Source organism: Mesorhizobium sp. CNPSo 4689, from assembly GCF_057784325.1.
The window spans coordinates 1-26,900 of record NZ_JBWLUZ010000041.1; the positions used below are offsets into that span (position 1 = coordinate 1).

At 61.8% G+C, this 26,900-nt stretch carries 27 protein-coding genes and 1 pseudogene; 13 read left to right on the forward strand and 15 right to left on the reverse strand.

Annotated features, from left to right (window positions below; all coding sequences use genetic code 11):
- The 6 genes from AC04SI_RS29280 to queC all read right to left on the reverse strand — a co-directional run.
- The coding region (locus AC04SI_RS29280) for a cation:dicarboxylate symporter family transporter (RefSeq protein WP_488475372.1) at positions 1–569 on the reverse strand (569 nt) is incomplete at its 3' end.
- 663 nt (positions 570–1,232) lie between these two features.
- Positions 1,233–1,670 (reverse strand): M24 family metallopeptidase, encoded by a 438-nt coding sequence (locus AC04SI_RS29285; RefSeq protein WP_488475373.1) that lies wholly within the window; start codon positions 1,668–1,670, stop codon positions 1,233–1,235.
- Complete coding sequence (locus AC04SI_RS29290) at positions 1,652–2,428, reverse strand: aminopeptidase P family N-terminal domain-containing protein (RefSeq protein ID WP_488475374.1); 777 nt, start codon at positions 2,426–2,428, stop codon at positions 1,652–1,654. Before AC04SI_RS29290 ends, AC04SI_RS29285 begins: the two co-directional genes overlap by 19 nt.
- A gap of 383 nt (positions 2,429–2,811) precedes the next feature.
- The gene (queE, locus tag AC04SI_RS29295; RefSeq protein WP_488475375.1) at positions 2,812–3,546 is read right to left on the reverse strand and encodes a 7-carboxy-7-deazaguanine synthase QueE; all 735 of its coding nucleotides are present in this window, start codon (positions 3,544–3,546) and stop codon (positions 2,812–2,814) included.
- Positions 3,543–3,899, reverse strand: coding sequence for a 6-carboxytetrahydropterin synthase QueD (queD, locus tag AC04SI_RS29300; RefSeq protein ID WP_488475376.1), 357 nt, complete (start codon positions 3,897–3,899; stop codon positions 3,543–3,545). Before queD ends, queE begins: the two co-directional genes overlap by 4 nt.
- Positions 3,899–4,597: a 7-cyano-7-deazaguanine synthase QueC gene (queC, locus tag AC04SI_RS29305; RefSeq protein ID WP_488475377.1), complete on the reverse strand. Its 699-nt coding sequence runs from the start codon at positions 4,595–4,597 to the stop codon at positions 3,899–3,901. Before queC ends, queD begins: the two co-directional genes overlap by 1 nt.
- Positions 4,598–4,812: 215 nt before the next feature.
- Between queC and AC04SI_RS29310 the strand changes: the two genes are divergently transcribed.
- Positions 4,813–5,202, forward strand: a complete 390-nt coding sequence (locus tag AC04SI_RS29310; RefSeq protein WP_488475378.1) for a hypothetical protein — start codon at positions 4,813–4,815, stop codon at positions 5,200–5,202.
- A 39-nt stretch (positions 5,203–5,241) separates the two neighbouring features.
- Complete coding sequence (locus AC04SI_RS29315; protein ID WP_488475379.1) at positions 5,242–5,733, forward strand: hypothetical protein; 492 nt, start codon at positions 5,242–5,244, stop codon at positions 5,731–5,733.
- A 579-nt stretch (positions 5,734–6,312) separates the two neighbouring features.
- On the opposite strand, the gene AC04SI_RS29320 is transcribed toward AC04SI_RS29315, so the two are convergent.
- The 9 genes and pseudogenes from AC04SI_RS29320 to panB all read right to left on the reverse strand — a co-directional run bounded on the left by AC04SI_RS29320 (position 6,313) and on the right by panB (position 15,336).
- Positions 6,313–6,567, reverse strand: a complete 255-nt coding sequence (locus tag AC04SI_RS29320; RefSeq protein WP_488475380.1) for a helix-turn-helix domain-containing protein — start codon at positions 6,565–6,567, stop codon at positions 6,313–6,315.
- 981 nt (positions 6,568–7,548) lie between these two features.
- Complete coding sequence (gene glmS, locus AC04SI_RS29325; protein WP_488475381.1) at positions 7,549–9,372, reverse strand: glutamine--fructose-6-phosphate transaminase (isomerizing); 1,824 nt, start codon at positions 9,370–9,372, stop codon at positions 7,549–7,551.
- A 631-nt stretch (positions 9,373–10,003) separates the two neighbouring features.
- Positions 10,004–10,974: pseudogene (locus AC04SI_RS29330) on the reverse strand (hypothetical protein).
- Between the two features lie 195 nt (positions 10,975–11,169).
- Entirely contained in the window at positions 11,170–11,424 is a 255-nt protein-coding gene (locus AC04SI_RS29335) for a DNA -binding domain-containing protein (protein ID WP_488475382.1), read from the reverse strand.
- A gap of 206 nt (positions 11,425–11,630) precedes the next feature.
- On the reverse strand, positions 11,631–12,005 hold the full coding sequence (locus AC04SI_RS29340; protein ID WP_488475383.1) for a transcriptional regulator domain-containing protein: 375 nt from the start codon (positions 12,003–12,005) through the stop codon (positions 11,631–11,633).
- A gap of 22 nt (positions 12,006–12,027) precedes the next feature.
- Complete coding sequence (locus AC04SI_RS29345) at positions 12,028–12,660, reverse strand: acyl-homoserine-lactone synthase (protein ID WP_488475384.1); 633 nt, start codon at positions 12,658–12,660, stop codon at positions 12,028–12,030.
- A gap of 93 nt (positions 12,661–12,753) precedes the next feature.
- Entirely contained in the window at positions 12,754–13,479 is a 726-nt protein-coding gene (locus AC04SI_RS29350; RefSeq protein ID WP_488475385.1) for a LuxR family transcriptional regulator, read from the reverse strand.
- A 160-nt stretch (positions 13,480–13,639) separates the two neighbouring features.
- Positions 13,640–14,503: a pantoate--beta-alanine ligase gene (gene panC / locus AC04SI_RS29355; protein WP_488475386.1), complete on the reverse strand. Its 864-nt coding sequence runs from the start codon at positions 14,501–14,503 to the stop codon at positions 13,640–13,642.
- On the reverse strand, positions 14,500–15,336 hold the full coding sequence (panB, locus tag AC04SI_RS29360) for a 3-methyl-2-oxobutanoate hydroxymethyltransferase (protein WP_488475387.1): 837 nt from the start codon (positions 15,334–15,336) through the stop codon (positions 14,500–14,502). The genes panC and panB overlap by 4 nt, the downstream gene beginning before the upstream one ends.
- A 176-nt stretch (positions 15,337–15,512) precedes the next feature.
- Here panB and AC04SI_RS29365 point away from each other — a divergent pair, with 176 nt between their 5' ends.
- From AC04SI_RS29365 to AC04SI_RS29415, 11 genes are all read left to right on the forward strand, one after another.
- Complete coding sequence (locus AC04SI_RS29365) at positions 15,513–16,481, forward strand: NUDIX hydrolase (RefSeq protein WP_488475405.1); 969 nt, start codon at positions 15,513–15,515, stop codon at positions 16,479–16,481.
- A 64-nt stretch (positions 16,482–16,545) separates the two neighbouring features.
- Positions 16,546–17,520, forward strand: coding sequence for a quinolinate synthase NadA (gene nadA / locus AC04SI_RS29370; RefSeq protein ID WP_488475388.1), 975 nt, complete (start codon positions 16,546–16,548; stop codon positions 17,518–17,520).
- Positions 17,517–19,061, forward strand: coding sequence for an L-aspartate oxidase (locus AC04SI_RS29375; protein WP_488475389.1), 1,545 nt, complete (start codon positions 17,517–17,519; stop codon positions 19,059–19,061). Before nadA ends, AC04SI_RS29375 begins: the two co-directional genes overlap by 4 nt.
- A complete protein-coding gene (gene nadC, locus AC04SI_RS29380) occupies positions 19,058–19,939 on the forward strand; it encodes a carboxylating nicotinate-nucleotide diphosphorylase (RefSeq protein ID WP_488475390.1) in 882 nt (293 codons plus the stop codon). The genes AC04SI_RS29375 and nadC overlap by 4 nt, the downstream gene beginning before the upstream one ends.
- A gap of 246 nt (positions 19,940–20,185) precedes the next feature.
- Positions 20,186–21,154 carry a biotin synthase BioB gene (gene bioB / locus AC04SI_RS29385; RefSeq protein ID WP_488475406.1) on the forward strand — a complete coding sequence of 323 codons (969 nt, stop codon included), beginning with the start codon at positions 20,186–20,188 and terminating at the stop codon, positions 21,152–21,154.
- Entirely contained in the window at positions 21,151–22,290 is a 1,140-nt protein-coding gene (locus tag AC04SI_RS29390) for an 8-amino-7-oxononanoate synthase (RefSeq protein ID WP_488475391.1), read from the forward strand. The genes bioB and AC04SI_RS29390 overlap by 4 nt, the downstream gene beginning before the upstream one ends.
- Positions 22,287–22,922, forward strand: coding sequence for a dethiobiotin synthase (gene bioD / locus AC04SI_RS29395; protein ID WP_488475392.1), 636 nt, complete (start codon positions 22,287–22,289; stop codon positions 22,920–22,922). The genes AC04SI_RS29390 and bioD overlap by 4 nt, the downstream gene beginning before the upstream one ends.
- Complete coding sequence (locus tag AC04SI_RS29400) at positions 22,922–24,187, forward strand: adenosylmethionine--8-amino-7-oxononanoate transaminase (protein ID WP_488475393.1); 1,266 nt, start codon at positions 22,922–22,924, stop codon at positions 24,185–24,187. The genes bioD and AC04SI_RS29400 overlap by 1 nt, the downstream gene beginning before the upstream one ends.
- On the forward strand, positions 24,184–25,167 hold the full coding sequence (locus AC04SI_RS29405) for a beta-ketoacyl-ACP synthase III (RefSeq protein ID WP_488475394.1): 984 nt from the start codon (positions 24,184–24,186) through the stop codon (positions 25,165–25,167). Before AC04SI_RS29400 ends, AC04SI_RS29405 begins: the two co-directional genes overlap by 4 nt.
- A gap of 55 nt (positions 25,168–25,222) precedes the next feature.
- Positions 25,223–25,675, forward strand: coding sequence for an aspartate 1-decarboxylase (gene panD / locus AC04SI_RS29410; RefSeq protein WP_488475395.1), 453 nt, complete (start codon positions 25,223–25,225; stop codon positions 25,673–25,675).
- A gap of 970 nt (positions 25,676–26,645) precedes the next feature.
- A complete protein-coding gene (locus AC04SI_RS29415; RefSeq protein WP_488475396.1) occupies positions 26,646–26,825 on the forward strand; it encodes a hypothetical protein in 180 nt (59 codons plus the stop codon).
- Positions 26,826–26,900: the final 75 nt, after the last annotated feature.

Sequence of the window (26,900 nt, forward strand, 5' to 3'; positions counted from 1 at the left end):
AGGAAGGAAACGACAGGCTTGCCCGTCTCTCCGACCATCGCCAGCGCGATGCCGAACAGAACCGAGAAGAACAGCACCTGCAGGATGTCGCCTTGCGCGAAGGCACCGACAATCGTTGACGGGATGATGTCCATCAGGAAGTCGGTGACCGACTGCTCGTGGGCCTTTGCGGCATAGGCGCTCACGGCCTGGACATCGAGCGAGGCCGGATCGATGTTGAGGCCGGCGCCGGGCTGGACGACATTGGCGACGATGAGGCCGACGATCAGCGCGAGCGTCGAGAAGGTAAGGAAATAGATCATCGCCTTGCCGGCGACCCGGCCGACCTTGTGAAGATCATTCATGCCGGCAATGCCGGTCGCAATTGTCAGGAAGATGACAGGCGCGATGATCATCTTGACCAGCTTGATGAAGGCATCACCCAGCGGCTTCAGGCTCTCGCCGGTCCCCGGATAGAAATAGCCAATTGCGACGCCCAAGGCGATGGCGGCAAGCACCTGGGCGTAAAGCTTGGCACAAAAGGGCTTGCGAGGCGCGGGACTCGCGCCGCGGACTTGTGGGGCTAACACTGTTTCTCTCCCTGGCTGGATTGGGGCGGCCTCTTCCTCCCGTCCCGGGCTTCTCCCGTCGCGGCGCTCCGGTCGAACGCTGCACCAACGCCGCCGCAAGCCGCGTGCCAAATAGCGGCGGCGCGAAACGCGCCGAAGTTCACGCCGTGCTTGTGCGGATTTCTGCGCTCGCCGCTGGCGCGTGCACTTCCTCGGAAGAGGGTCGACGGTCGGGTATTGGACGCCGCTTTGTTACACACAGCCTGGCAGCGGCTGGAAATCCGTCGACGGCAACCTCTTTGGCTTAGGTGGCTGGAAATGGTATCGTGCTATGGTTATGCACGAGTCCGTATCCCCGGCCGGCTGATTGCACCGAGTGATCCAACTCAAACGCGGCGGTCGGGAAGCGATTACCGCTGCGGCTCCCGTATAGTCTGGCGCTCCCCAAAATGGCGAAAGTCGACCGGCGGCGTTGCGACCTAGGCTCCAAGTGCGCTCCTGGCGCGATCCTGCCCGCTCCGCCCGAATCAGCTGCGCCGGATGCGCACCGTTCGCGGCGTATTCGCTCGACAGCTTGCGCCTACACGCTGCGTCAGTCGCGTGATTGCGGCAACGTCATCAACCCCATCAAGCTGGCATTATATGTTTCATCCTTTCCCGCCCGGCTGATTGGGACGGGCCCGCTCAGGCGAGAGTCAAGGATTTCAGGTCAGATGGGAAGTCGGTCAGCTTTCGGTAGCCGTCCGCCGTGATCAAAACGGTGTCGGAATGGCGGTAGCCACCTTGGCCGCGACAGTAGATGCCCGGTTCGACACTGATCACCATGTTCTCTTGCAGGGTGTCGTCGCTCCCCTCGGCAAGCCAGGGTCCTTCGTGCCCGACAATGCCGATACCGTGACCGGTCCGATGCAGCAGGTTTCCGCCGAAACCTTCGGAACGCAGGAATGACATGACCTTATGATCGACGTCATGAGCGCTGACGCCGGGCCGAAGTATGTCGTAGGCGATGTTACGGGCCGCGAGCATCGTCGCAAAGACTGCGGCTTGCTCGGCCGAGGGGCGGTGCAGGAAGAAGGTCCGCTCGGTCTCCGCCGAATAGCCGTTCACCCGAAGAAACGACAAGCCGACATTGGGACCTTCGCCAAATATGTCCGTCGGCTCCGGAAAGCGATGCGGCTGGGCGCTGAAAGGTGCCGCCCAGACGCCGAGCCAGATCGAACTGGTCTACTGGTCGAATTTTCCCTCGCCCTCGACAATGGCCTTGCGAAGCTCCGGGATCCGGTCATAGCCGCCCTGAATGGAGGCGCGATCCGCGCCGCATCCAATATCATCCGCAGGCCGAGATCAGAGAAGTGCGCAGCCCGTTCCATCCGACTGATCTCGTAGGGCGACTTGACCAGTCGCAAGCGCTCCACCAGCGGCTCGACCATCGGCGAAAAATGATCGAGCGCTTGCAGGAGTGCCGCAGGCATGGAAGGCTCCACTGCGATCACATCATGCCCCCCAATTACCTCTGCAAGCGCATCGAGATAGGTTTCGCCCTCACGCGCCGGGTACTCGGCGTATTCCAAGGTCCGATGCTCCAGCGGGATGGTGGCGATGTTCTCGGCCTCGAGCCGGGGCGTCACAATGACGAGATCGCCCTCGGGGCGGACAATGAGGAAAAATGGGCGCTCGAATGGCTGACAGCGAAAACCGGTGAGATAAAAGATGCTGTCTGTGGAGGTTATCAACGCAGCATCAAACTCCTTGTGTTCGATCAAGCGCCTTAATTTATTGAGCCGCAGTTTGTACTCGTCCCCCATCCCTGTCTCCATAAAGCCGTCTCCTCGTCGTAGAATCACCGGCACTCTCCGGTCGGATACGACATCGAATTTCATTGGACTCGAGCCAGCACATTTCGAAGAAGCCGAGGCGGGAAAGTCGTTGTGCCGTAAGCCGCATTCACCCCCTCAGCCGGGGCGCCTAGTGACACCGTCGGCAACTCGCTTTACGGTAGAACTCCCACAAAGCCGCCGGCGCGAGGACGATCGTTTCAACGGCGCGCCCGGGAGTCCGTCTCGCGAACGATGGAACCATATAAGATGCCGCAGAGGAGATGCCCTGATGTGGATCAGGGCATCTCCTCTTGTGACACCGAAGACTGGCCACGCTCTTAGTGCCGGTCCATAAGTCCGCAAGTACCCCGACAGCGCCGGTCAAATGAGGGCCAAGCCGTCAAGCCGAAGATTGTAGCCGGGTTTCCAGTGAAAACGGGCGCAGGCTAGACGCCCCGCTTGTTGCCCCAGAGTATAAGGTGCAGCTGCGGCAGCACGCGGGCTTCGAACCACCTGTCGCGGGTTACCTTTTCAACCAGCCACTGCATGCGTTTCATGATTCCGTCCAGATCGACACACGCGTCTTCTTTGCCAGGACGGGGTGGCGTGTGATTGCCGGGTTGCAGGTAGACCGGAAGCCGCGGAAATCTCGCGGCAGCGTCTTTCGCATAGGCGTAGTCACTCTCATCGAAAACAACGAGCTTGAGCACCACTTGCGGCTTCTCCTGCGCCGCTTCGACGCACGCCTCGATAGCGGCCCAATCGGTCGTCATCTGGCTAGACGGCGGCTTTGGGCTGAGGACAAGCACGTCAAGGTCGGCAAACCAGTCCTTGACCACCGAACCTTGGGTCTCCAGCGCAAAACGGTAACCTTCCCCATGACCTCGCTCCATGAGCGAACCGAGCGGCTGAATGGCCGGATTGCCGCCTGACAGCGTTACCATCACCGGGCGGCCACCGGAAAGCGCAACGACGTTTTGCCACACCGCGTCGATAGACATCATCTCCCATTCATGGCGGAATTGATTGTCGACCGCATGGAGACTGTCGCACCAGGAACAGCGATAGTCACACCCGCCGGTTCTGATGAAGACCGTCGGCAAGCCGATGAGCACGCCCTCGCCCTGGATCGTCGGCCCGAAAATCTCGCTCACGCGAATTGCGGGATGCGTATCGGTCATGGCCGGTATTCCGCCCAGGTTTTCGGTGTTTCGCTCACCCGCACGGCCGAGGTTTCGGGCAGGCGTGCCTTGCACCATTCGTAGAAATGTCTGGCCAGATATTCCGCCGTGACTTGCTCATGCCCGAGCACATCGTTGAGATGTCGGTGGTCGAAGCTCTCGTCGATATAGCGTTTGAGCGGCGCCAAATCATGATAGTCGCGCACAAAGCCGTGCTCGTTCAGTTCCTTCGCCGAAAGCTCTGCTATGACAATGTAGTTATGCCCGTGCAGGCGCGCACATTGGTGTTCGGGCGGCAACGCGGTGAGCTGATGCGAGGCCGAGAAGTGGAATTCCTTGGTGATGCGGAACATTACACGTTCCTCCTGCGCAGTGCATCGAGCCAGAAGCCGGAGTCCTCGTAGTGCGTGGGGTCTGGGTGCGCCGCGAGATGAAACGCCTCGCGCCGCTCGACGCAGGTCCCGCACCGCCCGCAGTGACGCTCGGCGCCCTTGTAGCAGGACCAGGTCTGCGCAAATGGCGTGCCGTATGTTGCTCCATCCCTAACAATGTCCGTCTTCGTGAGATTCACATAGGGCGCATAAAGGCGAATGTTCGCGTAGCCGTCGAGCGCGCGCTCTTGCATCATCTGGAAGGCGTCGATGAAGGCTGGCCGGCAATCGGGATAGATGAAATGATCCCCACCATGCACAGCTGTCGCCACCGCGTCGGCTTTTTGTGCGGCGGCGAGGCCAAAGGCGATTGCCAACATAATAGCGTTCCGGTTGGCCACCACCGTGATCTTCATCTTGTCCTCGGCATAGTGGCCGTCGGGCACGTCCACATTGTCGGTCAGCGCGGAGCCGGAAAGGCCGCGGCCGATGTCGCGGATATCGATGATGCGGTGTTGCACGTTCAATCGCTCCGCGCAAAGGGCGGCGAAGACTAATTCCTTCCTGTGCCGTTGGCCGTAATCGAAAGATAGCAGGCTGGCGAGCTGGTGCTTCGCTGCCACCTTGTGAGCAAGAGTAACGGAGTCCAATCCGCCGGAGCAGACGACGAGAGTCTTCATCGTTGGGTCCTTGTTTTAACCGGGTAGGCTGCGACCGGAGATTTCTCTGCGCTCCCAGTACTTCAGGAAATCCATTTTGTGAAGTGAACAGGGACGAGTTTCCAGCGCTGACGTGCCGGCGTGTGGCCCGCGCGGTGAATCGATCGTGAACCGACATCTGTGAACAAGCCGTGTGCGTCGATTGCAATCAGCCCTGCGTCGCGCGCAGTTACGCTATGGCAGTGGATGAACTGGATTTGATGGTTTTCCAGATGGCGGTCGAAAGCGTCCGCTCGCTCTCCTTAAGCTTCGCTGAAAAAGCCGCGGAGGTAGCCACCAGGAGCCGCGGTATCCTGCTTTTCGACGTGCGGGTCGACGGTGACCCGGAGGTCCAGCGGGTCGCAGCCATCCGATATCAGGGCGGCCAGACCGGCGTGCTGGCATTGGATAGACAGGGCCTTGTTACCCGCCATTGCATGGTCAATGATAGTTTCTTACGTTTCGTTGCGCCATTGGAAAACTGGAACAACATGCCTCTGTCGATGCAGGCCAAGATCGATGCCAACGGCCACGCCAGTCTCTTCCTAGGGGCCTTGCGAAATGCCGGACATATGCTGGGCAGCTAGCATTTGGCTAGAACCATCTGTGGATTTTTCGCATGCGGCATGGTTGCCGACACCGCCCGCAGGATTGTCGTGCTCGAAAACGGCTCTGGCGATCGCGGCAAAGCAATGGCCGCGACGATGGCGATCAAAGCAGGCGTTGCATCGATGCGCGATCTTTTAGACCGAGGTCTCCGCCTAGCGTCGAGCGACATGCACACAGGTTACGCAAAGCGCAAATTCATCAAGTATTTGAAGACAGGAGCCCCCTCATGCAAATGGAGCTTCCCGCGGCCGCTGTCGTCCCATCGTGCCGCCGAACTCGACCGCGTGACGATCGACCACGATGGCCTGCAAAGTCGAATGTCCCGCTTCCGAAGCCAACGAAAACGCCGACCAAAGCGAAGAATAGTGACAACAGGGGCGACGCAAGCCGCCCTGCCCTCTAGAAGGGAGGTGCTTCCGGTCCTCTCACCGGTGATCGGCCTAGCTCGTTGGAGGAAGCGCAAGGCCTCAGGCGCCAGGGCAGAGGCGCAAGCGAAGGTCGAACACTAGCTGGCTGCTCGGGATCTGATCGACGCGTGTCGGACAAGGAGGCGTTAGTTGCGGCCTACCTCGACGTTTCTAGAAGCGCGCCGGCAACCTGGGCGGGGGGCTTGGGGTTAGATTGCCGGCGCACGCCACTCATGAAGAGCTGCCCCTTCTCGCGGTTCCGACACCCATAGTCAACCCGGCAGCGTCTGGGTGCCCGCTGTGCTCTTGTCAGCGCGGCGCGCGATGCCGGCCATGTCGGCCGTTCCTGCCCAATGTAGTGGGTCGCTCGCCGGCCTGCCCCAGCCGGTACCGCCTTCCAACCAGCACGAGCTCAATCCTCCGCCGCGAGCCGATGCTATCGTGCAAGTATCGCAGCGCTCCGGGTGGCTATATTCCTTAAGACATCATGGAGAAGCGTTCCGACTTCCTTTTCGGCGAGCCCGGATGCAATTCCTGGTTCGGACAGTAGGACGAGAATTCTCTTGGCGGTACTGCGCCAGAAGGCATTCGCGTCCAACGGAATTAAGCGTCGTCTATCAGTCGTAAACTACACATCGCAAGGTAGCGTATCTTCCACTCATTTGCAGATTATCCGACTGATCACGCAGCGACCGATATGTCCGACTCTGCCTCAAGAATTCCCACAGGTATGGACAGCGATTTTGCTATCCGATCCCGATAGCCCTTGTTGTACCTCAGACCCGACTCGATGTTTTGGATTTCATCAGCGGCAAGCCCGGACGCCACCGCGAGGTCCTCGATCGAATATCCAAGGTGCTCGCGAAAAGCGCGGATGATGTGGGTTCCCTGTGACATAGCCGTCGAGACTGGCTCGGGAATGCGCGAATCCTTCATAGACACCTCCAAGAACAGAAGGAGCGCCTGATAAGTCGGGAGATTTCCTCCCGACCTGACGCACCCAGCAAATCAAAAAAAGGACGTCGATCCGGCCGGACCGGCGTCATCCATGGAATGGGCCACCTGATATTGGCAGCCGGGTCGGAATATGGCGGCTCACTTGCTTCTGATCAAGTTCCAACAACCTGCATGCCCTGAGATGGCCTGATCGACTGGACCGCCTTCGTCCTACGATCCCACGCGACTCATTCTCGCCGAGGCCTTCTTGAGCAGCAACTCGAACTCCCCCAACCCCCGCGTCCAGTGGCTATTCGCGGCACCGTCCACCCAGCCTCGCGGACGCTGATACCTTCGACCAATTTCCGCCGCCACCCACGCCTTTTACGAGTCTAATACGCTTAGAGTGTTTTTCCGCCGGCTACCGGAACCGACCCAGTAACGCAACGATTTGTTGCACACGTTTTTGCGAAGCCACAGCGTTAGCAGAGGCGACTTGCAGCTCTCGCAGCAGGGCGGCACCGTCGTTCGCCTCCAGCTCTAGTGAACCGGCGCCTATTCCCGACAATAGCCATGAGGGACTCACAGCCAAGATGCCCGCCATCATGGCAAGGCGATTGGATTGCGGCGCGGCGCGGTCGCATTCCCATGCTTTCCAGCATGCCGTCTGGACGCCAAGTCGGCGTGCGGCCTGCGCCATTGTAAGTTTGGTGACCTCGCGAGCGAACGAAATACGTCCCCCCAGAGTATCGGATGGCGCGAAATCACTAGGGTAGGTTTGAGTAAGAATTGGCTTGGTCCTCCTGTGGTCTGGTTCAATCCGCTTTCGGGCGATGACCTGCTGCGAACTCCGACCATGCCAGCCATCGTTCCCATTCGAAGCCGGCAGTCTAAACAGGATTCGGCCCCATCATTAAAGGGCGGGTTAAGGTGTTGGCGCTTCCGGATGGAGGAGCATCGCCACCTATAAAAGCGTCACAGTCATTCGACGGTGACCGATTTTGCGAGATTGCGCGGCTGGTCGACATCTGTGCCCATGAAGAGCGCCGTGTGGTAGGCAAGAAGCTGTATCGGCAGCGAGAAGATCATTGGCGCGATAATCTCGTCGACGGCCGGCAGCACGATCGTGTGCATGGTGTCGAGTTTCGATGCGGCGGCCCCCTTTTCATCGGTGATGAGGATAATCCGCCCTCCACGGGCAGCCACTTCCTGCATGTTGGAGGCGGTCTTGTCGAAAAAGCGATCATGCGGCGCGATGACGATCACTGGCATGTTCTCGTCTATCAGTGCGATCGGACCGTGCTTCAATTCACCCGCCGCATAGCCCTCGGCGTGGATGTAGGAAATCTCCTTGAGCTTCAGCGCACCTTCCATCGCCAGCGGGAAACTGGTGCCACGGCCGAGATACAGGACGTGATGACACTTTGACAGTTCGCGCGACAGGAGCTCGATCTCCGGCTGGATGCTGTCGAGTACCTGGCCCATGACGCGCGGCACTTCGGCGAGGCTCCTGGCAAGCGCCTGCAACTCGTCTTCGGTTACGGTTCCGCGAGCCCTGGCGGCGCCGATGGCGAGTGCCGCAAGAACGGCAAGCTGGCAGGTGAAAGCCTTGGTGGAGGCGACCCCAATCTCCGGTCCGGCATGGATCGGAAAGACCGCATCGGCCTGCCGAGCGATGGTCGATTCGCGGGCATTGACGACGGCGCCAATTTTCAGCCCAAGCTCCTTGCAGTACCTGAGCGATGCGAGCGTATCGGCCGTTTCACCAGACTGAGAAATGAAAAGAGCCGCCGACTGCGGCGACAACGGGATCTCGCGGTAGCGGAATTCGGACGCGACGTCGATTTCGACCGGCAGGCGCGCATAGCGCTCGAACCAGTATTTTCCGATCAGTCCGGCGAGATAGGCCGTGCCGCAGGCTGAGATCGCCAGGCTCGGGATCCTGGCGAAATCGATGCCAGAAACCATGTCGGCGCGATTCTCGATGAAGTTGATATAATGACCGAGCGTGCGGGCGATGACCTCGGGCTGCTCGTAGATTTCCTTCTCCATGAAGTGGCGATGGTTGCCCTTGTTAGCAACATAGGCCGCGGCCATGGAGGTCTGGCGCGGACGCTTGACGGGATAGCCGTCGAAATCGAAGATATGGGCGCCCGTCTTGCCGATTTCGGCCCAGTCGCCGTCGATGAGATAGGTAACTTCATTGGTGAAGGGAGCTAGCGCGATCGCGTCGGAGCCCAGGAACATCTCGTCGTCGCCATAACCGATCGCCAGCGGCGGTCCGTTGCGCGCCGCCATGATAGTCGACGGATCATCCTCAAAGAGGATGGCAAGCGCGTAGGCACCCCTAACGCGTTTCAGCATGGCAGCTGTTGCTTCTCGCCGGCTCATGCCCTCCCGGCGGTGTCTTGCCAAGAGATGCGCGATGACCTCGGTGTCGGTGTCGGTCTGGAACTCGGCTCCCGCCGCCGCCAATTCGTCCTTCAGCTCGGTGAAATTCTCGATGATGCCGTTATGGACGACGGCGACGCCGTCGGTAAAGTGCGGGTGCGCATTGCGTTCGGTTGATGCTCCATGGGTTGCCCAACGCGTGTGGCCGATTCCGATGTTGCCGCTCAGCGGCTCTTCCTTCAGTCTCGTCTCCAGATTGACGAGCTTGCCCTCGGCGCGCCGGCGGTGCAAGGCGCCCTCGGTGATCGTTGCAACGCCGGCCGAATCATAGCCGCGATATTCCAGACGCTTCAACGCGTCGACCAACCGGTCCGACACCGGCTGTTGCCCAACGATGCCAACAATCCCGCACATGTTTGTCTCCGCATTCTTCCCGGCAGCTTCAACCCACGCAGTAGTCCCGAGGAGGACACCCACCCGGCCCGCTGTGATTCAGGATCTTGTAGTAGCATTCCGAAATATTGGTACAATCGATTGTAAGGATGCATACCATCCACCCCATGGATAGACCGAGACGCGCCCTGATCCAGATCGTCGTCGTCGCCGCTGATCAAGTGCCTTGATTGCCTACCGCCCTTTGTTTCGCCGGCAGAGCTTAGCCCGCGAAGGCATCTATCCGTGCGCTGTTCGTCGGCATGGCCGAAACCGAGATCAACGGGGTTCGTTGGCGCAGGCCACAGAGCGCGTCCAGCGACGGTTTCAATGGCCTATTGCACAGCAGCATAATAGCCTAATCAGCCCTGCAACAAAGCTGAGGACCGATGGATTCATTCAAGTTTGGCAGCTCAGCCGGTCCCCTGAAATCGGCGCCATCTCACCTTGATTCGAACAGGTAGATGCGCTGGCTGGCGCCATGGCGAGACCCATAGCGCCAGCCAATCGAACTTTGCAGACAACCGCTTGGGCGCCGAAGAGACTGGGCCGATAGCCTCAGCTGCCTCACAAGGCCCACGATCATGGGAGGCTGTTTCGGGACTTTTCGAAATCAGCGGATCACAGGTTCGCCATGGAAGCGGCGGCGCGAGGAGGAGAAACGCCGAAGCCGACTTCCATCATCAGCCGTGGCCTGTGCGCCGGCACCGTACCCATATGGAAGCCGAACGGATCCTCGACGAAACCGAGACCGGCCTCCCCGGTCAGCGTGACCGGGCTCTGCTCGCCGTAGACGTCCAGAACCTCTTGCGCGGGATGGCCGACGAGAAGCGTCAGTTGGTGTTTGAGGGCGCGGCGGTTATGGCTGCCGCGGACATAGACATGGGGGCCGGCGCCTCGACCGGCATCAGGTAGAAGAAGAACTTCAGCATCCGCCACTCGTCCAGGTCGAAGTGGTATTTGCCAAGCGAAGTCAGGTTCTTGTCCGCGTCGGAGGCCTGGCCGGTCGGGAAACTCCACCAGACACGAGTTGTGATCAGCTTCGCCTGGCCGCCGAGATAGTGCGCGGCAATATCCATGAGCAACGGATCGTTTTGGATGGCGAGTGCCGCATTGCAGCCAAGAATGCGCTCGAAATAGTGGCCGCTGAGCAGGGACGGCCGAAGCGGGCCTCAGCCTGCGCACGCTCTGTCGGCATGAATTCGAGGCGGCGGTCGAAATTGCCGAAGCAAGGTGTGCACTTGGCGAATGCGGCTACATCTTCAGACACCATTTTTGGCAGGACGAGACCGGAAAAAAGCCCATCCGATCGTAGTGCGTCGACAATGTCGTGGCGGTTGACGCCAGCGAACATCGTGTCCTGGGCTCTTTGCGATTTTAGGATCGGCTTTGCACCACGCCAGTGCAAATCTCCGTGCCGGCATGGTTCGCGCCAACATGAACATCGGCAGCCATGCCGGATTCTAGCGAAGATCCGAGAGATAGGTGTGGATGCGTACAGCGATGCGAATGCAGCATGCTGCCGTTTCGCGCGATCGCCTCAAGGCTTGCAGCGCTGGCTTTGTCGGGGTTCATATCGGTCATCTAGTTAGGTCCTCGGGGTATGAATGCACTATCAACGAAGCATTGGCTCTCAGTGCTCGTCCCGCAAAACCTGTTCCCGGCACGGAAGGATTAACCGCGCGTCAGGTATTGTGCAATGCACAATGGTCCAGTCTCACCAAACGCAGTCGGATCCCGGCACGTTTTCGATAAGCCATTAACTAACTGTCACGACAATTACACCAGGAACTGTCTGTAGCCGCCGCCCATCAGGTAGCGGCCACGTTGGATGGCGCGACGCACCTGGTCGCGAAGATGGTTGCCTGGATGAGACCAATCTTCTTCGACACGCCGTCTCCCGAACAGGGCAATGGCGATCGGATGCGCCGGCAAGCGAGCCATCCAAAGCCTGGAGCACGATACCCAGACGCCCTCCGCGAGGTTCCGGCGGAAGGCAAGCAGCTGCCAGGCGGCCGCAACCATTGATGTCATTCAGGAACCGAAGGGCAGCGACATGGAACTTCAGGTGCCGCGGCGGCACGATTGCGTCGACATATAGCCGCAACGGACGGAGAACGGAGGCACCGGAAACGGCGATCTGCAGACTCCGACAGTCCTCCCTCAGCAGCACGTGCTGCACGCCGACAGGTGTCAGCAGGATGTCCTTGCCGCATGTGAGCGAAGACAGATCAAGCGGTTCAAAATCGTGGTCGAACCCACCCGGCTCCGCGGTCGCTCGTAGAACATGGGCGCAGTCCCTCGGATCCCAAAAAACCCTTGCCGACATGGCGTCCGATTGTGGCGCGTCCGCGAAAAAGGAGGCTCCATTGCCTGAGCAAAGATGATCCTGTCGTCAGCTCGATTATCTTCGTATCGGCGCGAGTTCTGACAATGCAGGCGGGGGGTGCAATCTTGGCGTGGTCGCGCTGGAATTGCGGATTGCGCCGAAGAAACTCCCAGGCCCAGGCAGTGCGTGGCAATCGTCTGGCGTAGTGGTAAGCTTCATGACGACGCCAGTCCGGCCAGCATACAAGACCGACCGTCGCTTCCTTGGGCAGACCAGCATCCGTCACGGCTCAGGTGTCCCCAATGGCGCTATGCCGACGGGCCTAGAACCGGTTGCCACAGTACCGGTCCGCTCAGACGTCCCCTGCTCCGGACGCGCAAAAGGCTCGCGTGGGAAATCTCGAGAAACCCGGCCACCGCCTCCGTTTTGCCGACGCGCATCGGCTGTCCGATGCGCGACAATGGCCACCTTGCGAGGCGAAGGATCCGTTCCATGCGCGTATCGGTCACCGTTACTATCCGGGTGAGATCGTTGGCCAAGCCGAACTCGATCATGCCGGCGAAGAGCTCGTAGGTTGCCTGGGCCAGCCCGCCCGCTGCCTTGGGCGCTGAGGGAGGGAGATCGAGCGCGAAACGACTGCTCTCCCATATGTCGGCAGTCGAGGGCGCAACGTCAGCACCCAGCAGTACCGGGAACGTATCGCGCAACATTGTGGGCCCGGTGCTGGGCAAAAGACGCACGCAACCGCGAATTCGCCAATCGGATCCCTTGAGAAGCAGATAGACCGGCCTGAAGCCATCAAATGCGTCGGTCTCGATGTCGTTCTCGGTCTGAACTTCCCAATCGAGCCTTTCCTTGAACACCCGATATCTGAGCCCGTGCATCTCTTTGAGCTCGCTTGCGAACTCCCCGTAAAGGTCCGGTGTTATCAACTGCATCATGGTCGCCTCCGTGCGGGATGTGTTCCCGCCATCGAAGGGCAAAGCAGATGGTGATGCAGCCTGTAGACGTTTACAGCTATCCTGGCGGAAGGATCACGATCTCGCCTGGCCGGACGCATCCAGCCGCGCGACGGCCTGGTTGACCGTTCGCACGCCAAGCTTTGCCTTGGCGTTTTCCAGATGGAAGGTCACTGTGCGCTTTGAGACGCCGAGGATCTGACTGACGTCCCAGGCCGACTTGCCGCGCGCCGTCCATTTCAGACATTCGAACTCTCGCGGGGTGAGCGTTACACCATCCACCACGCGATCGTCGGCGAGCCTGCGCCGGACATGAATGTGAAAGTTGATCGCCACCAGCTGCAGCGCTTTTTCATAACGGGTCAGTGACCGCAAAAGCGACGGATGGGATTCGTCGGAAGCAAAGGTCAGCGCAGCAAACCGGCCGCGATGATCGTGCATGGACATCGTCAATCCGCCGCGGATGCCAAACTGAGCTGCACTCTCCAGAATTTGCTGCTGCGACGTAGGCAAACACTGCCGGGCGCGATCTACACCCCAATCAAAGGTATCCCAGCCTTGCAGCCCGCGCAGGATGACCGGATCAAGGCTGTCGTACCGCTGCTGCACATACCGTGATGTCCAGGATGAAGGATAGTTCGAGATCAGGCGCGGCGCGTCGCCGGAGGCCGAGGGGTAAGTAAAATAAGCGAAGAGCGGAAAGTCGAAGCCGGCGGCGGCGGACGCCATTGCCTCACGGAGATCGGCGGCATCAACACTTGCAGAGAGTTGCTCGACGAAGTTCTCAAACACGCGATGCATGTGCGTTTTGTGTAACCTCCGTGAATGTCGCTCGATGCCAGGCAGAGTCCTGTGTTTAAACGGTCGCGCTCCGATAAAGCTTGTAGGATATTGTCGCCTTCATCGCCGCCATTGCTTTCCTACCTCTGCTTGCGGAGCGTGACTCAATGCGACAACCTCGTTAATTTGTTGAACCAACCGGTGATGTTCTGACGTTGTCGATGAGCCGTGTGTCGCCGAGCCACGCCGCGACAAGCAAGCGCGCCGGTCGGTCAACGTTTGTCATCGGTTGCAAATCTGCCTCGCCGCGAAGCTCCAGGTATTCGACCTCGCGATAGCCTGCCGACACGATTGCTGCGCGCGCTTCGGCAAGCGTTGGCAGGACGGAAGAGCCGCGCGCAAGCCGATCGGCCGCTTCGAGCAGGACCGATGCGAGCCTTGGGGCAACGGCGCGCTCGAGTGGCGAGATCCGGGCATTGCGCGACGATAGAGCGAGACCATCGGCTTCGCGGACTGTCGGACAGGGGACAATGGTGATTGGAATATCCAGATCCTGGACCAGGCGCCTGACAAGCTGAAGCTGCTGGAAATCCTTTTCGCCGAAAAAGGCGAAATCACCGCCGGTTTGCAAGAAGAGCTTGGCAACCACGGTCGCCACGCCATCGAAATGGCCCGGCCGAAATGCGCCGCACAGGCCGTCGCCGATAGCGGCCACCGAAACAGTCGTAGCGAAGCCCGCAGGGTACATCTCCTCGGCATCCGGCACATAAAGCAGGTGTGCGCCCAGCGGCGCGAGCTTTGCCGCATCTTGGTTTTCCGTCCGGGGATAGGCGGCAAGGTCGGCGGCACTGTTGAACTGCTTGGGGTTGACGAACAGCGTCACGATTACCCGATCGGCCTGCTGAAGCGCTGCACGCACGAGGCTCAGATGTCCTTCATGCAAGGCCCCCATAGTCGGCACCACTGCGACACTTGCGCCCGAGCGGCGCCACCCTGCAACAACGGTGCGAAGCTCGGCAACGGTTCGAACGATCGGCACGCTCATGCGACGTCTCCGACCTTCGACGCGATGGCGTAGACATGTTCGGCCGCCGGAAAGCGCCGTTCCCTCACATCGTCGGCGTAAGCGGCAATCGCCGCCTCGGCCTCTGAGCCTAGTTCGGCATAGCGCTTGACGAATTTCGGTCGAAAGTCGGTGAACATGCCCAGAATGTCGTCGACCACCAGAATCTGGCCGTCGCAGGCTGGCGAGGCGCCGATGCCGATTGTGGGGATGGCGATCTCTTCAGTGATGCGCCGTGCAAGCGGCTCGGGCACTTTCTCCAGCACCACGGAAAAAGCGCCGGCCTCCGTGACCGCGTTGGCGTCGCGCCTGACCCGCTCCGCATCATCTCCCCGCCCCTGCACGCGATAGCCGCCGAATGTGTTTACCGCCTGCGGGGTCAAGCCGACATGCGCCATCACCGGAACGCCCCGTGCCGTCAGGAAGCGGATGGTTGGTGCCATCTGCTCGCCGCCCTCGAGCTTCACCGCTGCACAACCAGCCTCTGCCACCAGGCGCGCAGCGTTGCGGAACGCCTGCTCCGGCCCCTCCTCGTACGAGCCGAACGGCAGATCGACGACCAGGAGCGCCCGCTCGAGCCCGCGCCGCACAGCCTTGCCGTGCATGATCATCATCTCGAGGGTGACGCCCAGCGTCGAGGGCAGGCCGTGCAGCACCATGCCTACGCTGTCGCCCACGAGAACGATGTCGCAGTGTCGATCAACCAGCTTCGCGATCGGCGTGGCATATGCCGTCAGGCAGACAAGGGGAGTCTGGCCTTTCCGCAAGCGAATATGCGGCGGTGTAATTGCCTTTGTAACACCAGCTGCGCTCACCCCATCCCTCCTTCCCCTGCGTTACCCACCGCGGGTGTCGCGTTTGGCACACTTTTGTGCAAGTGCGAAGAGCTAAAAAAATGGCCGTACAGCTGTACTGTGTTGACGTGCAGGCAGCCACGCTTACACTAAATCGATTCAGGCGCCCCAAGGCTGGGCCAACCACTTTCGCGAACATGGACCATCAGGCAACAGGAACCAGGAAAGACAGAGCCGCCGTCAAGGCTGACGAAGTCAAAGTGGACCTGATCGCCATTGTCGTCGCCGTAAATGACAGTGAACCCTGTGTCCTCACCATCGGGCAGGCGGACACCCTGCCGTCCGGACCATTTGCGCTTGAGCACCGATCGCCGCAATCCGGTTTGAGGGGGTGGGTCGAGCAGCAGACCGGCCATCCGCTGGGGTACATTGAGCAACTCTATACCTTCGCCGATCGGGACCGCATCGGCGCCGAGCGCCAGCAGCGCGTCATCTCCATCAGTTATCTCGCATTGACCCGCAAGGAACAGGCTGCGGGCTCGCCCAAGTGCGGCTGGCAAAGTTGGTATGAATATTTTCCATGGGAGGACCACCGCTCCGGCACGCCGCCGGTGGTGCTGGATGTTCTGCGACCGCGCCTGATTGAATGGGCAGACGGCGCCAGCGAAGCCGCCACGCGACGCGAACGCCGGCAGCGGGCGGCGATCGCGTTCGGCTTCGACGACCGCCATTGGAACGAGGAACTCACGCTTCAACGCTATGAGTTGGTCTACGAGGCAGGCTTGGTCCAAGAGGCCGGAATCGGACGGGACGCGACGCCGCCTCCGCTGGTGGCCGGCAAGTCCATGGTCGCCGATCACCGCCGCATCGTGGCTACCGGTATCGCGCGGCTGCGCTCCAAGATCAAATACCGGCCCGTCGTCTTCGAGCTGATGCCGCCGGTTTTCACACTTTTGCAGCTGCAGCGAACCGTGGAGGCGCTCTCCGGCAGGCTCATCAACAAGCCGAACTTTCGACGGCTCATCGAGCAACAGGAGCTCGTTGAGAAGACTGGGGAGACGACCGCCGAAACGGGGGGCCGGCCGGCGCAGCTCTATCGCTTCCGCCACGCCATTGTCGACGAGAGGCCTGTGGCCGGGACAAAATTGCCGCTCACCCGGGCTTGACATTGCTTATAGTCACAACGAATATATAGGCCTTATAATCATGTAGACTATAACCGGAGGCTCGATGAGCGTCGTCCTGCCTTCGGGCGCGTCCCTGTACGACCGCGTTCGGCGCGTCATCCCCGCGATCGAATGGCCGACCTTTCTGGACGACATCGAGGCAATTCTGGCGCTGAAGCGGCAGCGCAATGCCGTCATCCTGGCGCACAACTACCAGACGCCGGAGATTTTCCACTGCGTCGCCGACATCGTCGGCGACAGCCTGGCGCTTGCCCGCAAGGCGATGGCAGTCGAAGCCGATGTCATCGTGCTCGCCGGCGTGCATTTCATGGCCGAGACGGCGAAGCTGCTCAATCCGCAAAAGACGGTGCTCATTCCTGACCTGCGGGCAGGCTGTTCGTTGGCGGACTCGATTACCGCCGAGGACATCAGGCTGCTGCGGCAGCGCTATCCGCGTGTGCCGGTCGTTACCTATGTCAACACGTCGGCCGAGGTAAAAGCCGAGTCCGACATCTGCTGTACGTCCGGCAATGCGAAGGCCGTCGTCGAGTCCCTTGGCGTTCCCCAGGTGATCATGCTGCCGGACGAATATCTGGCCCAGAACATCGCCACCCAGACCGACGTGCAGATCATCGCCTGGAAAGGCCATTGCGAAGTGCATGAGCGCTTCACGCCCGCCGATATCCGCCAGTTGCGCGAGGACCATCCCGGCGTGACGGTACTGGCGCATCCGGAATGTCCGCCCGAAGTGGTGGCCGAGGCCGATTTTTCCGGCTCGACCGCCGCCATGTCCGATTATGTCGGACGGCAGAAGCCGCCGCGTGTCGTTCTGATGACGGAGTGCTCGATGAGCGACAATGTCGCGGTCGAGCATCCCGAGGTCGAGTTCATCCGGCCCTGCAATTTGTGCCCGCATATGAAGCGGATAACGCTCGCCAACATCCGTACGGCGCTCGAGCAGAACTGCCATATAGTGACCATCGAGCCCGGGATTGCCGGGCGCGCGCGGCTGGCGGTCGAGCGGATGCTAGCCGTATGAATATGGACATCCGAGATCTCGGAGGCCGGCCGGTGATCATCGGCGGCGGCATTGCCGGACTGATGACCGCGCTTCATCTGGCGCCGGAACCGGTCGTGCTTCTGTCCAATGCCCTGCTGGGAACCGGAGCCTGCAGCGAGCTCGCCCAGGGCGGTCTTGCGGCAAGCCTCGGCCGCTACGACGGACCGGAACTTCACCTTTGCGACACACTCGCGGCCGGCGACGGGCTTTGCGACGAGGCGACGGTGCGGCGAGTGGTCCGAGCTGCACCCAAAGCGATCAAGACCCTCGAGCGCTTCGGCGTCACCTTCGACCGCCACCCTGACGGCCCGTTGCGGCTCGGCCTCGAGGCGGCGCACTCCCATCGGCGGATCGTGCATGCCGCCGGCGACGCCACGGGTAGCGAGCTGGTCCGCGCGCTGATCGCCGCGGTGCGGCGCACAGCCTCGATCACCATCCTGGAAAACATGGAGGCTCGCCGGCTGATCGTGGAAGACGGGGCGATCGTCGGCGTGCTCGCGGCCGGGTGCAAGGACGCAGTCGCCTTGCCAACGCGCCGCGCCGTGCTGGCGACCGGCGGCATCGGCGGGCTGTTTTGCGATACGACGAACCCGCTTGGCTCGTGCGGGCACGGCCTGGCGCTCGCCGCCTGTGCCGGGGCGGAGCTCGCCGACCTGGAATTCGTGCAGTTCCACCCCACCGCGCTCGCGGGTCCGCGCCGGCCGATGCCGCTGGTGAGCGAGGCGGTGCGCGGCGAAGGCGCGGTGCTGATCGACGAGAGAGGAGAGCGCTTCCTCGCTGAAACGCCTGGCGGCGAGCTTGCGCCTCGCGACGTGGTTGCGCGTGCGGTTTGGCACCAGCTTGCTGTCGGACACCGCGTGTTCCTGGACGCCCGGGAATGTCTCGGCCCCAGATTTGGCCAGCGCTTTCCGGCCATCGCCCATTTGTGCCGGGAGGAAGGCGTCGATCCCGCGACCGACCCGATCCCCGTTCGCCCGGCAGCACATTATCACATGGGCGGCGTTGCTGTGGACGGCGCCGGCCGCAGCTCCGTCGAGGGATTGTGGGCATGCGGCGAGGTCGCATGCACCGGACTGCACGGCGCCAACCGCCTCGCCAGCAACTCGCTTACCGAAGCGGCGGTCACCGCAAGCTGGGTTGCTGAAAGCGTTGCGGGCGCATTGGATACACGGCGACGGCGCGTATGTTCCACATTTGTGCCTCCACGGCCAGATGCTTCCTGCATCCGCCCGGTCATCTCCGCTGCACTCGGCATCATCCGGGATGGCGAGACGCTGCGCGAGGCGGTAGCGACCCTGCTGCCGGTCGCAGTTCACAACACGGCTGCGTCAGATCCAGCCTTGGTCGCACTGATGATCGCCATAGCGGCGCTGCGGCGCGAAGAGAGCCGCGGTTCGCACTACCGGTCCGATTTCCCCGGGCGCGATGCAGACGCGCGCCCGTCACGGCTGACACTGCGCAGCGCAATGCAGGCTGCGGGCGCACTCAGCTGGCGGACCGAGACGGAGCACCTGACATGAAATCATTCTCGCCCCTTCCCTCGACCCTGATCGAACCGATCGTGCGCAGCGCCCTTCTGGAAGACCTGGGCAGATGCGGCGACCTAACCAGCGATGCGGTGATCCCCCATGATTGCACGGCCACTTTGGTGCTCAAGGCGCGGCAGGCGGGTGTCGTTGCCGGGCTCGATCTGGTCGCGTTCGCCTTCCTGCTCGTGGAGCCTGCGATCGACATGAACATCTGGCGCCCTGACGGTAGCGATGTCGCGGCCGGCGAGACCATCGCGAAGCTATGCGGACCGGCGCGAGGCCTGCTCACGGCCGAGCGCACGGCACTCAATTTCCTGTGCCACCTAAGCGGCATTGCCACTGCCGCTGCGGCGATTGTCGATGCCGTGCGGAGCTACAGGGCGAGGATCGTGTGCACACGAAAGACGACGCCCGGGCTGCGCGCGCTGGAGAAATACGCCGTACGCGTCGGCGGCGGCGCCAATCACCGCTTCGGGCTCGACGACGCCGTGCTGATCAAGGATAACCACATCGCGATCGCCGGGGGCATCCGCACGGCAATCGAGCGGGCGATCGCCGCCGCAGGCCACATGGTGAAAATCGAGGTCGAGGTCGACACGCTGGAACAGCTCGACATCGCGCTTGCGCTGGGAGTCGACGCGGTTCTGCTGGACAATATGTCGGTCGACGATCTTGCCCGCGCCGTGGCAATGGTTGGCGGCCGCGCCATCACCGAAGCTTCCGGTCGTGTGACGGAAAAAACCGCTCCCGCGATCGCCGCCACCGGGGTCGACCTCATCTCGGTCGGATGGCTGACACACAGCGCACCGATCCTCGATATCGGCCTGGATATGCCGGCCCACGCGAACATCTGCACCCACTTGAACTGATGGAGGGGGAATGAAGAGCAATACGACGTTCGAAGCTGCACGCGGATGCTGGAAGGTGCTCGAAACGAGTACCCAATGCGGCGCACCATTCAATGACCTGCGGTTTCGGGCGTCTTGCGCTGATCGACGGGTCATAGCGGACCGGGCTCGCCGGTCGACAGACTCCTGCGCGCGCTCGCGGACCAGCAACGAAGGCTTTTGACGATGACGATTGGAATGAACGCGGAATCCGACGTGAACGAGGGCATGGACTCTATCGACGGAGCGCTGCCCCGATGGAACCGCAAACAGGCCGAGGCTATCCACGATATGCCGTTCAACGACCTGCTCTTTCTGGCTCAGACGATCCATCGCCAGAACTTCGATCGAAACCGGGTCCAGCTCAGCCGGCTTCTCAGCATCAAAACAGGCGGCTGCCCGGAGGATTGCGGCTATTGCAGCCAGTCGGCGCATCACGAAACCGGCCTGAAGGCGTCGAAGCTGATGGAGGTCCGGCGCGTCGTCGCCGAAGCGACCAAGGCGCGTGATGCCGGCGCCACCCGCTATTGCATGGGCGCGGCCTGGCGGAACCCCAAGGCGCGCGACATGGATGCGGTGGTGGCGATGGTCGAAGGCGTCAAGGCGCTCGGCATGGAGACCTGCATGACCCTCGGCATGCTTGATCTTGAGCAGGCCAGTCGGCTGAAACAGGCGGGTCTCGACTATTACAACCACAACATCGATACGTCGGAACGCTACTACAGCGAGGTCATCAGCACGCGCAGCTTTGCCGACCGGCTCGATACGCTCGAGCATGTCCGCCAATCCGGCATCAAGGTCTGCTGCGGCGGCATTGTCGGCATGGGCGAAGAGCCGGTGGACCGGATCGACATGCTGGTGACGCTGGCCAATCTGCCGGAGCCTCCCGAAAGCGTTCCGATCAACATGCTGATCCCGATCGCCGGCACCCCGCTTGCCGACGCCAAGCCGATCGAGCCGATAGAATTCGTGCGCGTGATCGCGCTGGCGCGCATCCTGATGCCGAAATCGCACGTCCGTCTTTCCGCCGGTCGCACCGCGATGACCGACGAGATGCAGGCGCTGTGCTTCTTTGCCGGCGCCAACTCGGTCTTCGTCGGCGACACGCTGCTGACGGCGGACAATCCGGGCGAAGACAACGACATTCTGCTGTTCCGGCGCCTCGGCATTGAGCCGATCGAACGCGAGGCGCAATGAACGAGAAACCCCTCGCCCGCTTCAACGCGACCTTGCAGGGGCTGGCGCGCAAGGACCGGCTGCGGACGATTGTGCCCCGCGCCGGGCTCGACTTCTCGTCGAACGACTATCTCGGGCTTGCCGCCTCCAGGAGACTTGGCGATGCGGTTGCGGCGGCGATTGCGCGGGGCGTGCCGGTTGGCGCCACCGGATCGCGGCTGTTGCGCGGCAATGCGCCGGAACACGAGGCACTGGAGGCGGACGCGGCGGCGTTTTTCGGAGCTGACCGCGCGTTGTTCTTCGGCAGTGGCTATATCGCCAACTTCGCTCTCCTGACCGCGCTGCCGCAGAAGGGTGATCTGCTGATCCTCGACGAACTTGCCCATGCCAGCATGCACGAAGGCGCGCAAGCCGGACGCGCCCAGTTCCAGCTGGCTCCGCACAACGACGTCGACGCTGTCGAGGGCGCGATCAGGCGCTGGCGCGCCGAAGGCGGCATGGGATGCGTCTGGATAGCGGTCGAAAGCCTTTACAGCATGGATGGCGACCGGGCGCCGATGGAGAGCCTGCTCGCGCTTGCCGATCGGCACGAGGCATTCATCGTCGTCGACGAGGCGCACGCCACCGGCGTCTGGGGACCGGACGGGCGCGGCCTGGCCGCCACGTTCGAAGGCCGCGACAACATCGTCGCGCTCCACACATGCAGCAAAGCGCTCGGCACGTCCGGTGCACTCGTCACCGGACCGGGAACGCTGTGCGATTATCTCGTCAACCGTTGCCGGCCATTCATCTACGCCACCGCGCCATCGCCGCTGATGGCGGTCGCGGCGCGCGAAGCGCTCGCCATGCTGTCCGATGAGCCCGAGCGCCGTGTCCGGCTGCATGAGCGCGTTGCCTTCGCCGGCCGCCAATGGACAGAGCGCTGCGGCGTGATGCCCAGCGGCTCGCAGATCCAGCCATTTGTCATCGGCGATGTCAGGCGCACCATGGTGGTGGCGGCGGCACTGCAGGCCCGCGGCTTCGACATCCGGGGGATCCGTCCGCCGACCGTGCCCGAGGGCACATCGCGCCTGCGTATTTCGCTGACGCTCAACGTCGACGAAGCCGACATTTTGGCCATGGTCGAGGCGCTCACCGAGGCGTTGGGCTCGGCATGAGCATGCGCATCGTCATCACCGGAACAGATACCGGGATTGGCAAGACGGTGTTCTCGGCTGGACTCGCCGGCCTGCTTGATGGCTTCTACTGGAAGCCGGTGCAATCGGGTCTCGACGGCGAGACCGACAGCGAGATTGTTGCGCGGCTTGCCGGCCTGCCCTTGGCACGCGTGCTGCCGGAAGCCTACCGGTTGAAGAGCCCGCTTTCGCCGCATCGTTCGGCCGAGATCGATGGCGTCTCGATCGAGGCGGCTGATCTTTCGCTTCCGGTCGTGCCGGGTCCGCTCGTCATCGAGGGCGCGGGTGGGCTGATGGTGCCGCTCAACCGGCAAACAAGGTTCATCGACATTTTCGCTAATTGGCGGCTGCCGGTCATTCTGTGCGCCCGCACCGCGCTCGGCACAATCAACCACACCCTGCTGTCGATCGAAGCCTTGCAGGCTCGCTCGATCCCGCTCGCTGGCATCGCCTTCATCGGCGATGAGATGGCCGATACGCAACGGACCATCGTGGAATTCGGCGGCGTGCCGCAGCTCGGCAGGCTGCCGCACCTTGATCCGCTGACGGGCAAAACCCTGAGAGACGCAATGATCGCCGGCTTCGGCTTCGCCTCGATTGCGGGAGGGGAATAATGTCGGCGTCACCAGTCTGGCATCCCTTCACGCAGCACGCGCTTGAGACTGCGATCCCTGAAATCGTCCTGACGGAAGGTGCCTATCTCCACAAGGCCGACGGCGCGCGCATCCTGGACGCGATTTCCTCCTGGTGGGTGGTCACCCACGGCCACCGCCATCCGCGCATCATCAAGGCCATCGAGACGACCACGGCCAGCCTCGACCAGATCATCTTCGCTGGCTTCACGCACGAGCCGGCCGAACGCCTCGCCAAGGCGCTTGTCGGCCTCGCTCCCGCCGGTCTCGACTGGGTGTTCTATTCCGACAGCGGCTCGACCTCGGTCGAAGTGGCACTGAAGATGGCGCTTGGGTATTTCGGCAACATCGGCGCGCCGCGCTCGCGCATCGTCGTCATGGAGCACAGTTATCATGGCGACACGATCGGCACGATGAGCGTTGGTGCCCGCGGCGTGTTCAATGCCGCCTACGAGCCGCTGCTGTTCGAGGTCGACACCATCCCCTTCCCGGCTGCCGGGCGCGAGCAGGAGACGCTGGATCGGTTCGAGGCAGTCTCCCGCGACCAGCAAGCCGCCGCGCTGATCGTCGAGCCGCTGGTGCTTGGCGCGGGCGGCATGCTGATGTATCCGGCCTGGGTTCTGGCCGAGTTGAAGAAGATCGCGGAAACCTCCGGCACGCTGCTGATCGCCGATGAAGTGATGACCGGCTGGGGACGTACCGGAACCATGTTCGCTTGCGAGCAGGCGTCCATTTCTCCGGACATCCTGTGCACGTCGAAGGGCTTGACCGGCGGCGTGATCCCGCTGGCCGCAACGCTTGCCACCGATGCGATCTTCCAGGCCCACTATTCGACGGACCGGAAGAAGACCTTCTTTCATTCGAGTTCCTACACCGCCAATCCGATTGCCTGCGCGGCTGCACTCGCGAATGTCGAGATCTGGCGCGACGAGCCGGTGGCCGAGCGCATTGCGACCTTAAGCGCGAGGCAGGCCGCCGGACTTCAACGCTTTCGCCACAATCCCTACTACGCCGACAGCCGGGCGACCGGCACGATCGCGGCCCTCGATCTGCGCGCCGGCTCTGCCGGCTATCTGGCCGAGATCGGGCCAAAGCTGCGCGCATTCTTCCTCGAGCGCGGGCTGCTTGTGCGCCCGCTCGGCAACGTCCTCTATCTTCTCCCACCCTATTGCATCACCGGCGACGAGTTGGACGGGCTCTATGACGCCATCGAGGAGGCCGGCGACCGCTTCGGCTCCCGGCCATGAGCAGGTCGTCGCGCATTCTCGGGTTTGGCCATCATGCGCCGTCGCGCAAGGTCGAGAACCCGGAAATCGAAAACCGTCTCGGGCTCGAACTCGGGTGGATCGAGCGGCGCACCGGGATACGGTCACGCTTCTGGGCCAGGGAAGAAGACACGCTGTCGGGCCTTGCCGCGCATGCCGGCGACATGGCGCTGGCAAGCGCCGGCATTGACCGCAGCGACATCGGTCTGCTGTTGCTTGCGACATCGACGCCCGACCACCTTCTGCCGCCAAGCGCGCCCCTGGTCGCGCACAAGCTCGGCCTTGGCCGCGCGGGCGCGGTCGACCTCGCCGGTGCTTGCGCCGGCTTCATCTATGCGCTTATGTTTGCCGACGGGTTCACCCGCCTGCATGGCAAACCAGCCCTGGTCATTGCCGCCAACATCCTCAGCCGCCGCATCAATCCAGCCGAGCGCGCAAGCTCGGTCCTTTTCGCCGATGCCGCCGGCGCCGTGGTGATTGGTCCGTGCGAGGACCCGGATCGGGGCATACTCGGTGCCTCGGTGGATTCGGACGGCTCGCGCTACGGGCTGATTCAGATTCCGGCGGGAGGAAGCAACATCCCGTTCCAAAGTGGCCTGGATCTCGGGCAAACCCGCATGACGATGACCGACGGACGCGAAGTGTTCGCCAGGGCTGTGGACATGATGACTGCCTGCTCGCAGGAAGCATTGGCCGCAGCAAAGATGCACCCGCAAGATGTTGGCCGGTTCGTGCCGCATCAGGCCAATGCCCGCATCTTCGATGCGGTCGGGAGGAACCTCGGCATAGCGGACCAAGCCATCGTCAAGACGATCGCCGACTACGGCAACTCTTCCGCCGCGACCATACCGCTCTCCCTGTCACTGGCCCATCAGATGCAGCCATTCCGGCAGGGCGAGAAAATTCTCTTGGCAGCGGCGGGTGCGGGTCTCAGCGGCGGTGCACTCGTCGTCGGAATTTAGCGGCGCGAACCGGATGCCAAGATTGACTTTGATGATGAACAGGGACACCAGACCAATGCGAAAACTAGTCGCCGGCAAGCTGCACGGCATCCACGTCACCGAAGCAAACCTCAACTACCACGGTTCGATAACGCTGGACCCTGACCATTGCGAAGCAGCCGGGATCCTGCCGATGGAGTTTGTCGAGATATGGAATAAGAACTCCGGCGCGCGGATTTCGACCTATGTCATTCTCGGCGAACGCGGCTCACGATGCTGTATCCTCAACGGTGCGGCCGCCCGCACCTGCCAGCCCGACGACCAGATCATTGTCTGCAACTCCATCTACCTTGACGAAGCGCATATCACCTCGCTGAAGCCGCGAATCGTTACGTTCGACCAGGACAACCATATACTCGACCGCCTGAGCTATTCTGTCGATCTCGATGCCGACGGCCGTTACAGTTTCTCCATCCTTGACGAGGCGAATGAGGCTTTGGCCATTCCTGCGCTGGTCTCGGGGGCGTGACTTGCGCTCTAGATATGTGCGAGCCTCTCCCCGTTGCAACTCGCCCAGCGCTTAAGAGAGGACCTAAGTCTCGCGGATCAATTACACTCCAGCTTCGAGGAGAGGCCCGCCGCGCCTTTCGCAACAGCGGGCTTTCGTGAGATCGCGCAATGTCCGCATCTCCACGGTTGAGCCAACAGCCACGCGGCTGACCCCTGGCTGAAGTCAGTTGCGGTCGCGGCTTGCAAATTCATGCTGCTTTTTCGAGCGCGGCAGGCCAGGTCCTTGACTGCCTAGCTTTTCATCATCTCAGCCGCCGTGTCATCAGCCGCAAGTAGCATTGTAAATGGCCTTTCGGCGATGTGTTTTTTCCGCCGGCGCCATAGGCGCGCCAGCCATCCAACGTCTTCCCCCAAATCCGGTGAAGACATCAGCGTTCGTCAATTGGTGGCTTGCTAGCAAGGCCGAGCCTGGTTCGTTGGTCATCGGCGAAAGTCTCGGCGGGAGACTGTGTCATGAACCGAAGAACTGTCAGTTTGCCGTCCTCAATAATATGAACAGCCCATCCCCCACCGCAACGCTTGACGCGCACGTCATTAGGTTCGCCAGCCACCATCGCCGCCCCTCATTTTCGTCGCCCTGGACCGAGACTGGGAAGTCGCTCCCTGCACCGCGAAAACACGGGACCTTACGTTACGTCAAGCAGAGATTTTCTGATAACTGACGCTCTATGGTTTGACCACGGCGGCAATTTAGATCCCCGGAACGTCCGGGCGCGCGTTATATTGCGATCGGATCGATTTAGACGCCCAAATTTTGCATTTTAATGCAGCCTATCCGCAGCTAATGTGGGCAGGAACGCGTATCCAGTTCGAGTAGCTCCGCAAAAAAAGATCGGATGATTGGCACTCCTGCGGCCTCCCTGCATGGGAGTAGCGGGAGGTCGGTCTTCCGGGCAGGCTCCACGGTTCAACCGGTCGGGAGGTCTGCCATGGGACTGTTCGTCGGTCTTGATGTTTCCGTTCGCACCACCAGCGTCTGCGTAATGGACACGGGTGGGAAACTCATTCGAGAGAGCAAGGTGGAGACCGAGCTGGAGGCGATCGGCGCCCTGCTTCACGGGATTGGCGGCCCCTACAAGCGCGTCGGCCTTGAGTGTCAATCACCCTGAATCGGGACCCTGGTTTTTCGCGCAAAAGGGGACCCCGGTTGTGGGGTGTTGAAGGGCACGCCGGTGAGCGCCCGA

Coding starts and splice junctions, on each gene's coding strand:
- bioB (WP_488475406.1), top strand. CDS start 20,186: ATGGACTCTATCGACGGAGCGCTGCCCCGATGGAACCGCAAACAGGCC.
- AC04SI_RS29290 (WP_488475374.1), bottom strand. CDS start 2,428: ATGAAATTCGATGTCGTATCCGACCGGAGAGTGCCGGTGATTCTACGA.
- AC04SI_RS29320 (WP_488475380.1), bottom strand. CDS start 6,567: ATGAAGGATTCGCGCATTCCCGAGCCAGTCTCGACGGCTATGTCACAG.
- AC04SI_RS29315 (WP_488475379.1), top strand. CDS start 5,242: ATGGTTGCCGACACCGCCCGCAGGATTGTCGTGCTCGAAAACGGCTCT.
- AC04SI_RS29405 (WP_488475394.1), top strand. CDS start 24,184: ATGAGCAGGTCGTCGCGCATTCTCGGGTTTGGCCATCATGCGCCGTCG.
- glmS (WP_488475381.1), bottom strand. CDS start 9,372: ATGTGCGGGATTGTTGGCATCGTTGGGCAACAGCCGGTGTCGGACCGG.
- panC (WP_488475386.1), bottom strand. CDS start 14,503: ATGAGCGTGCCGATCGTTCGAACCGTTGCCGAGCTTCGCACCGTTGTT.
- AC04SI_RS29375 (WP_488475389.1), top strand. CDS start 17,517: ATGAATATGGACATCCGAGATCTCGGAGGCCGGCCGGTGATCATCGGC.
- nadA (WP_488475388.1), top strand. CDS start 16,546: ATGAGCGTCGTCCTGCCTTCGGGCGCGTCCCTGTACGACCGCGTTCGG.
- nadC (WP_488475390.1), top strand. CDS start 19,058: ATGAAATCATTCTCGCCCCTTCCCTCGACCCTGATCGAACCGATCGTG.
- AC04SI_RS29390 (WP_488475391.1), top strand. CDS start 21,151: ATGAACGAGAAACCCCTCGCCCGCTTCAACGCGACCTTGCAGGGGCTG.
- AC04SI_RS29310 (WP_488475378.1), top strand. CDS start 4,813: ATGGCAGTGGATGAACTGGATTTGATGGTTTTCCAGATGGCGGTCGAA.
- queC (WP_488475377.1), bottom strand. CDS start 4,597: ATGAAGACTCTCGTCGTCTGCTCCGGCGGATTGGACTCCGTTACTCTT.
- AC04SI_RS29345 (WP_488475384.1), bottom strand. CDS start 12,660: ATGATGCAGTTGATAACACCGGACCTTTACGGGGAGTTCGCAAGCGAG.
- AC04SI_RS29335 (WP_488475382.1), bottom strand. CDS start 11,424: ATGACATCAATGGTTGCGGCCGCCTGGCAGCTGCTTGCCTTCCGCCGG.
- queD (WP_488475376.1), bottom strand. CDS start 3,899: ATGTTCCGCATCACCAAGGAATTCCACTTCTCGGCCTCGCATCAGCTC.
- AC04SI_RS29365 (WP_488475405.1), top strand. CDS start 15,513: ATGGACCATCAGGCAACAGGAACCAGGAAAGACAGAGCCGCCGTCAAG.
- bioD (WP_488475392.1), top strand. CDS start 22,287: ATGAGCATGCGCATCGTCATCACCGGAACAGATACCGGGATTGGCAAG.
- AC04SI_RS29350 (WP_488475385.1), bottom strand. CDS start 13,479: ATGCATCGCGTGTTTGAGAACTTCGTCGAGCAACTCTCTGCAAGTGTT.
- AC04SI_RS29400 (WP_488475393.1), top strand. CDS start 22,922: ATGTCGGCGTCACCAGTCTGGCATCCCTTCACGCAGCACGCGCTTGAG.
- queE (WP_488475375.1), bottom strand. CDS start 3,546: ATGACCGATACGCATCCCGCAATTCGCGTGAGCGAGATTTTCGGGCCG.
- panD (WP_488475395.1), top strand. CDS start 25,223: ATGCGAAAACTAGTCGCCGGCAAGCTGCACGGCATCCACGTCACCGAA.
- AC04SI_RS29415 (WP_488475396.1), top strand. CDS start 26,646: ATGGGACTGTTCGTCGGTCTTGATGTTTCCGTTCGCACCACCAGCGTC.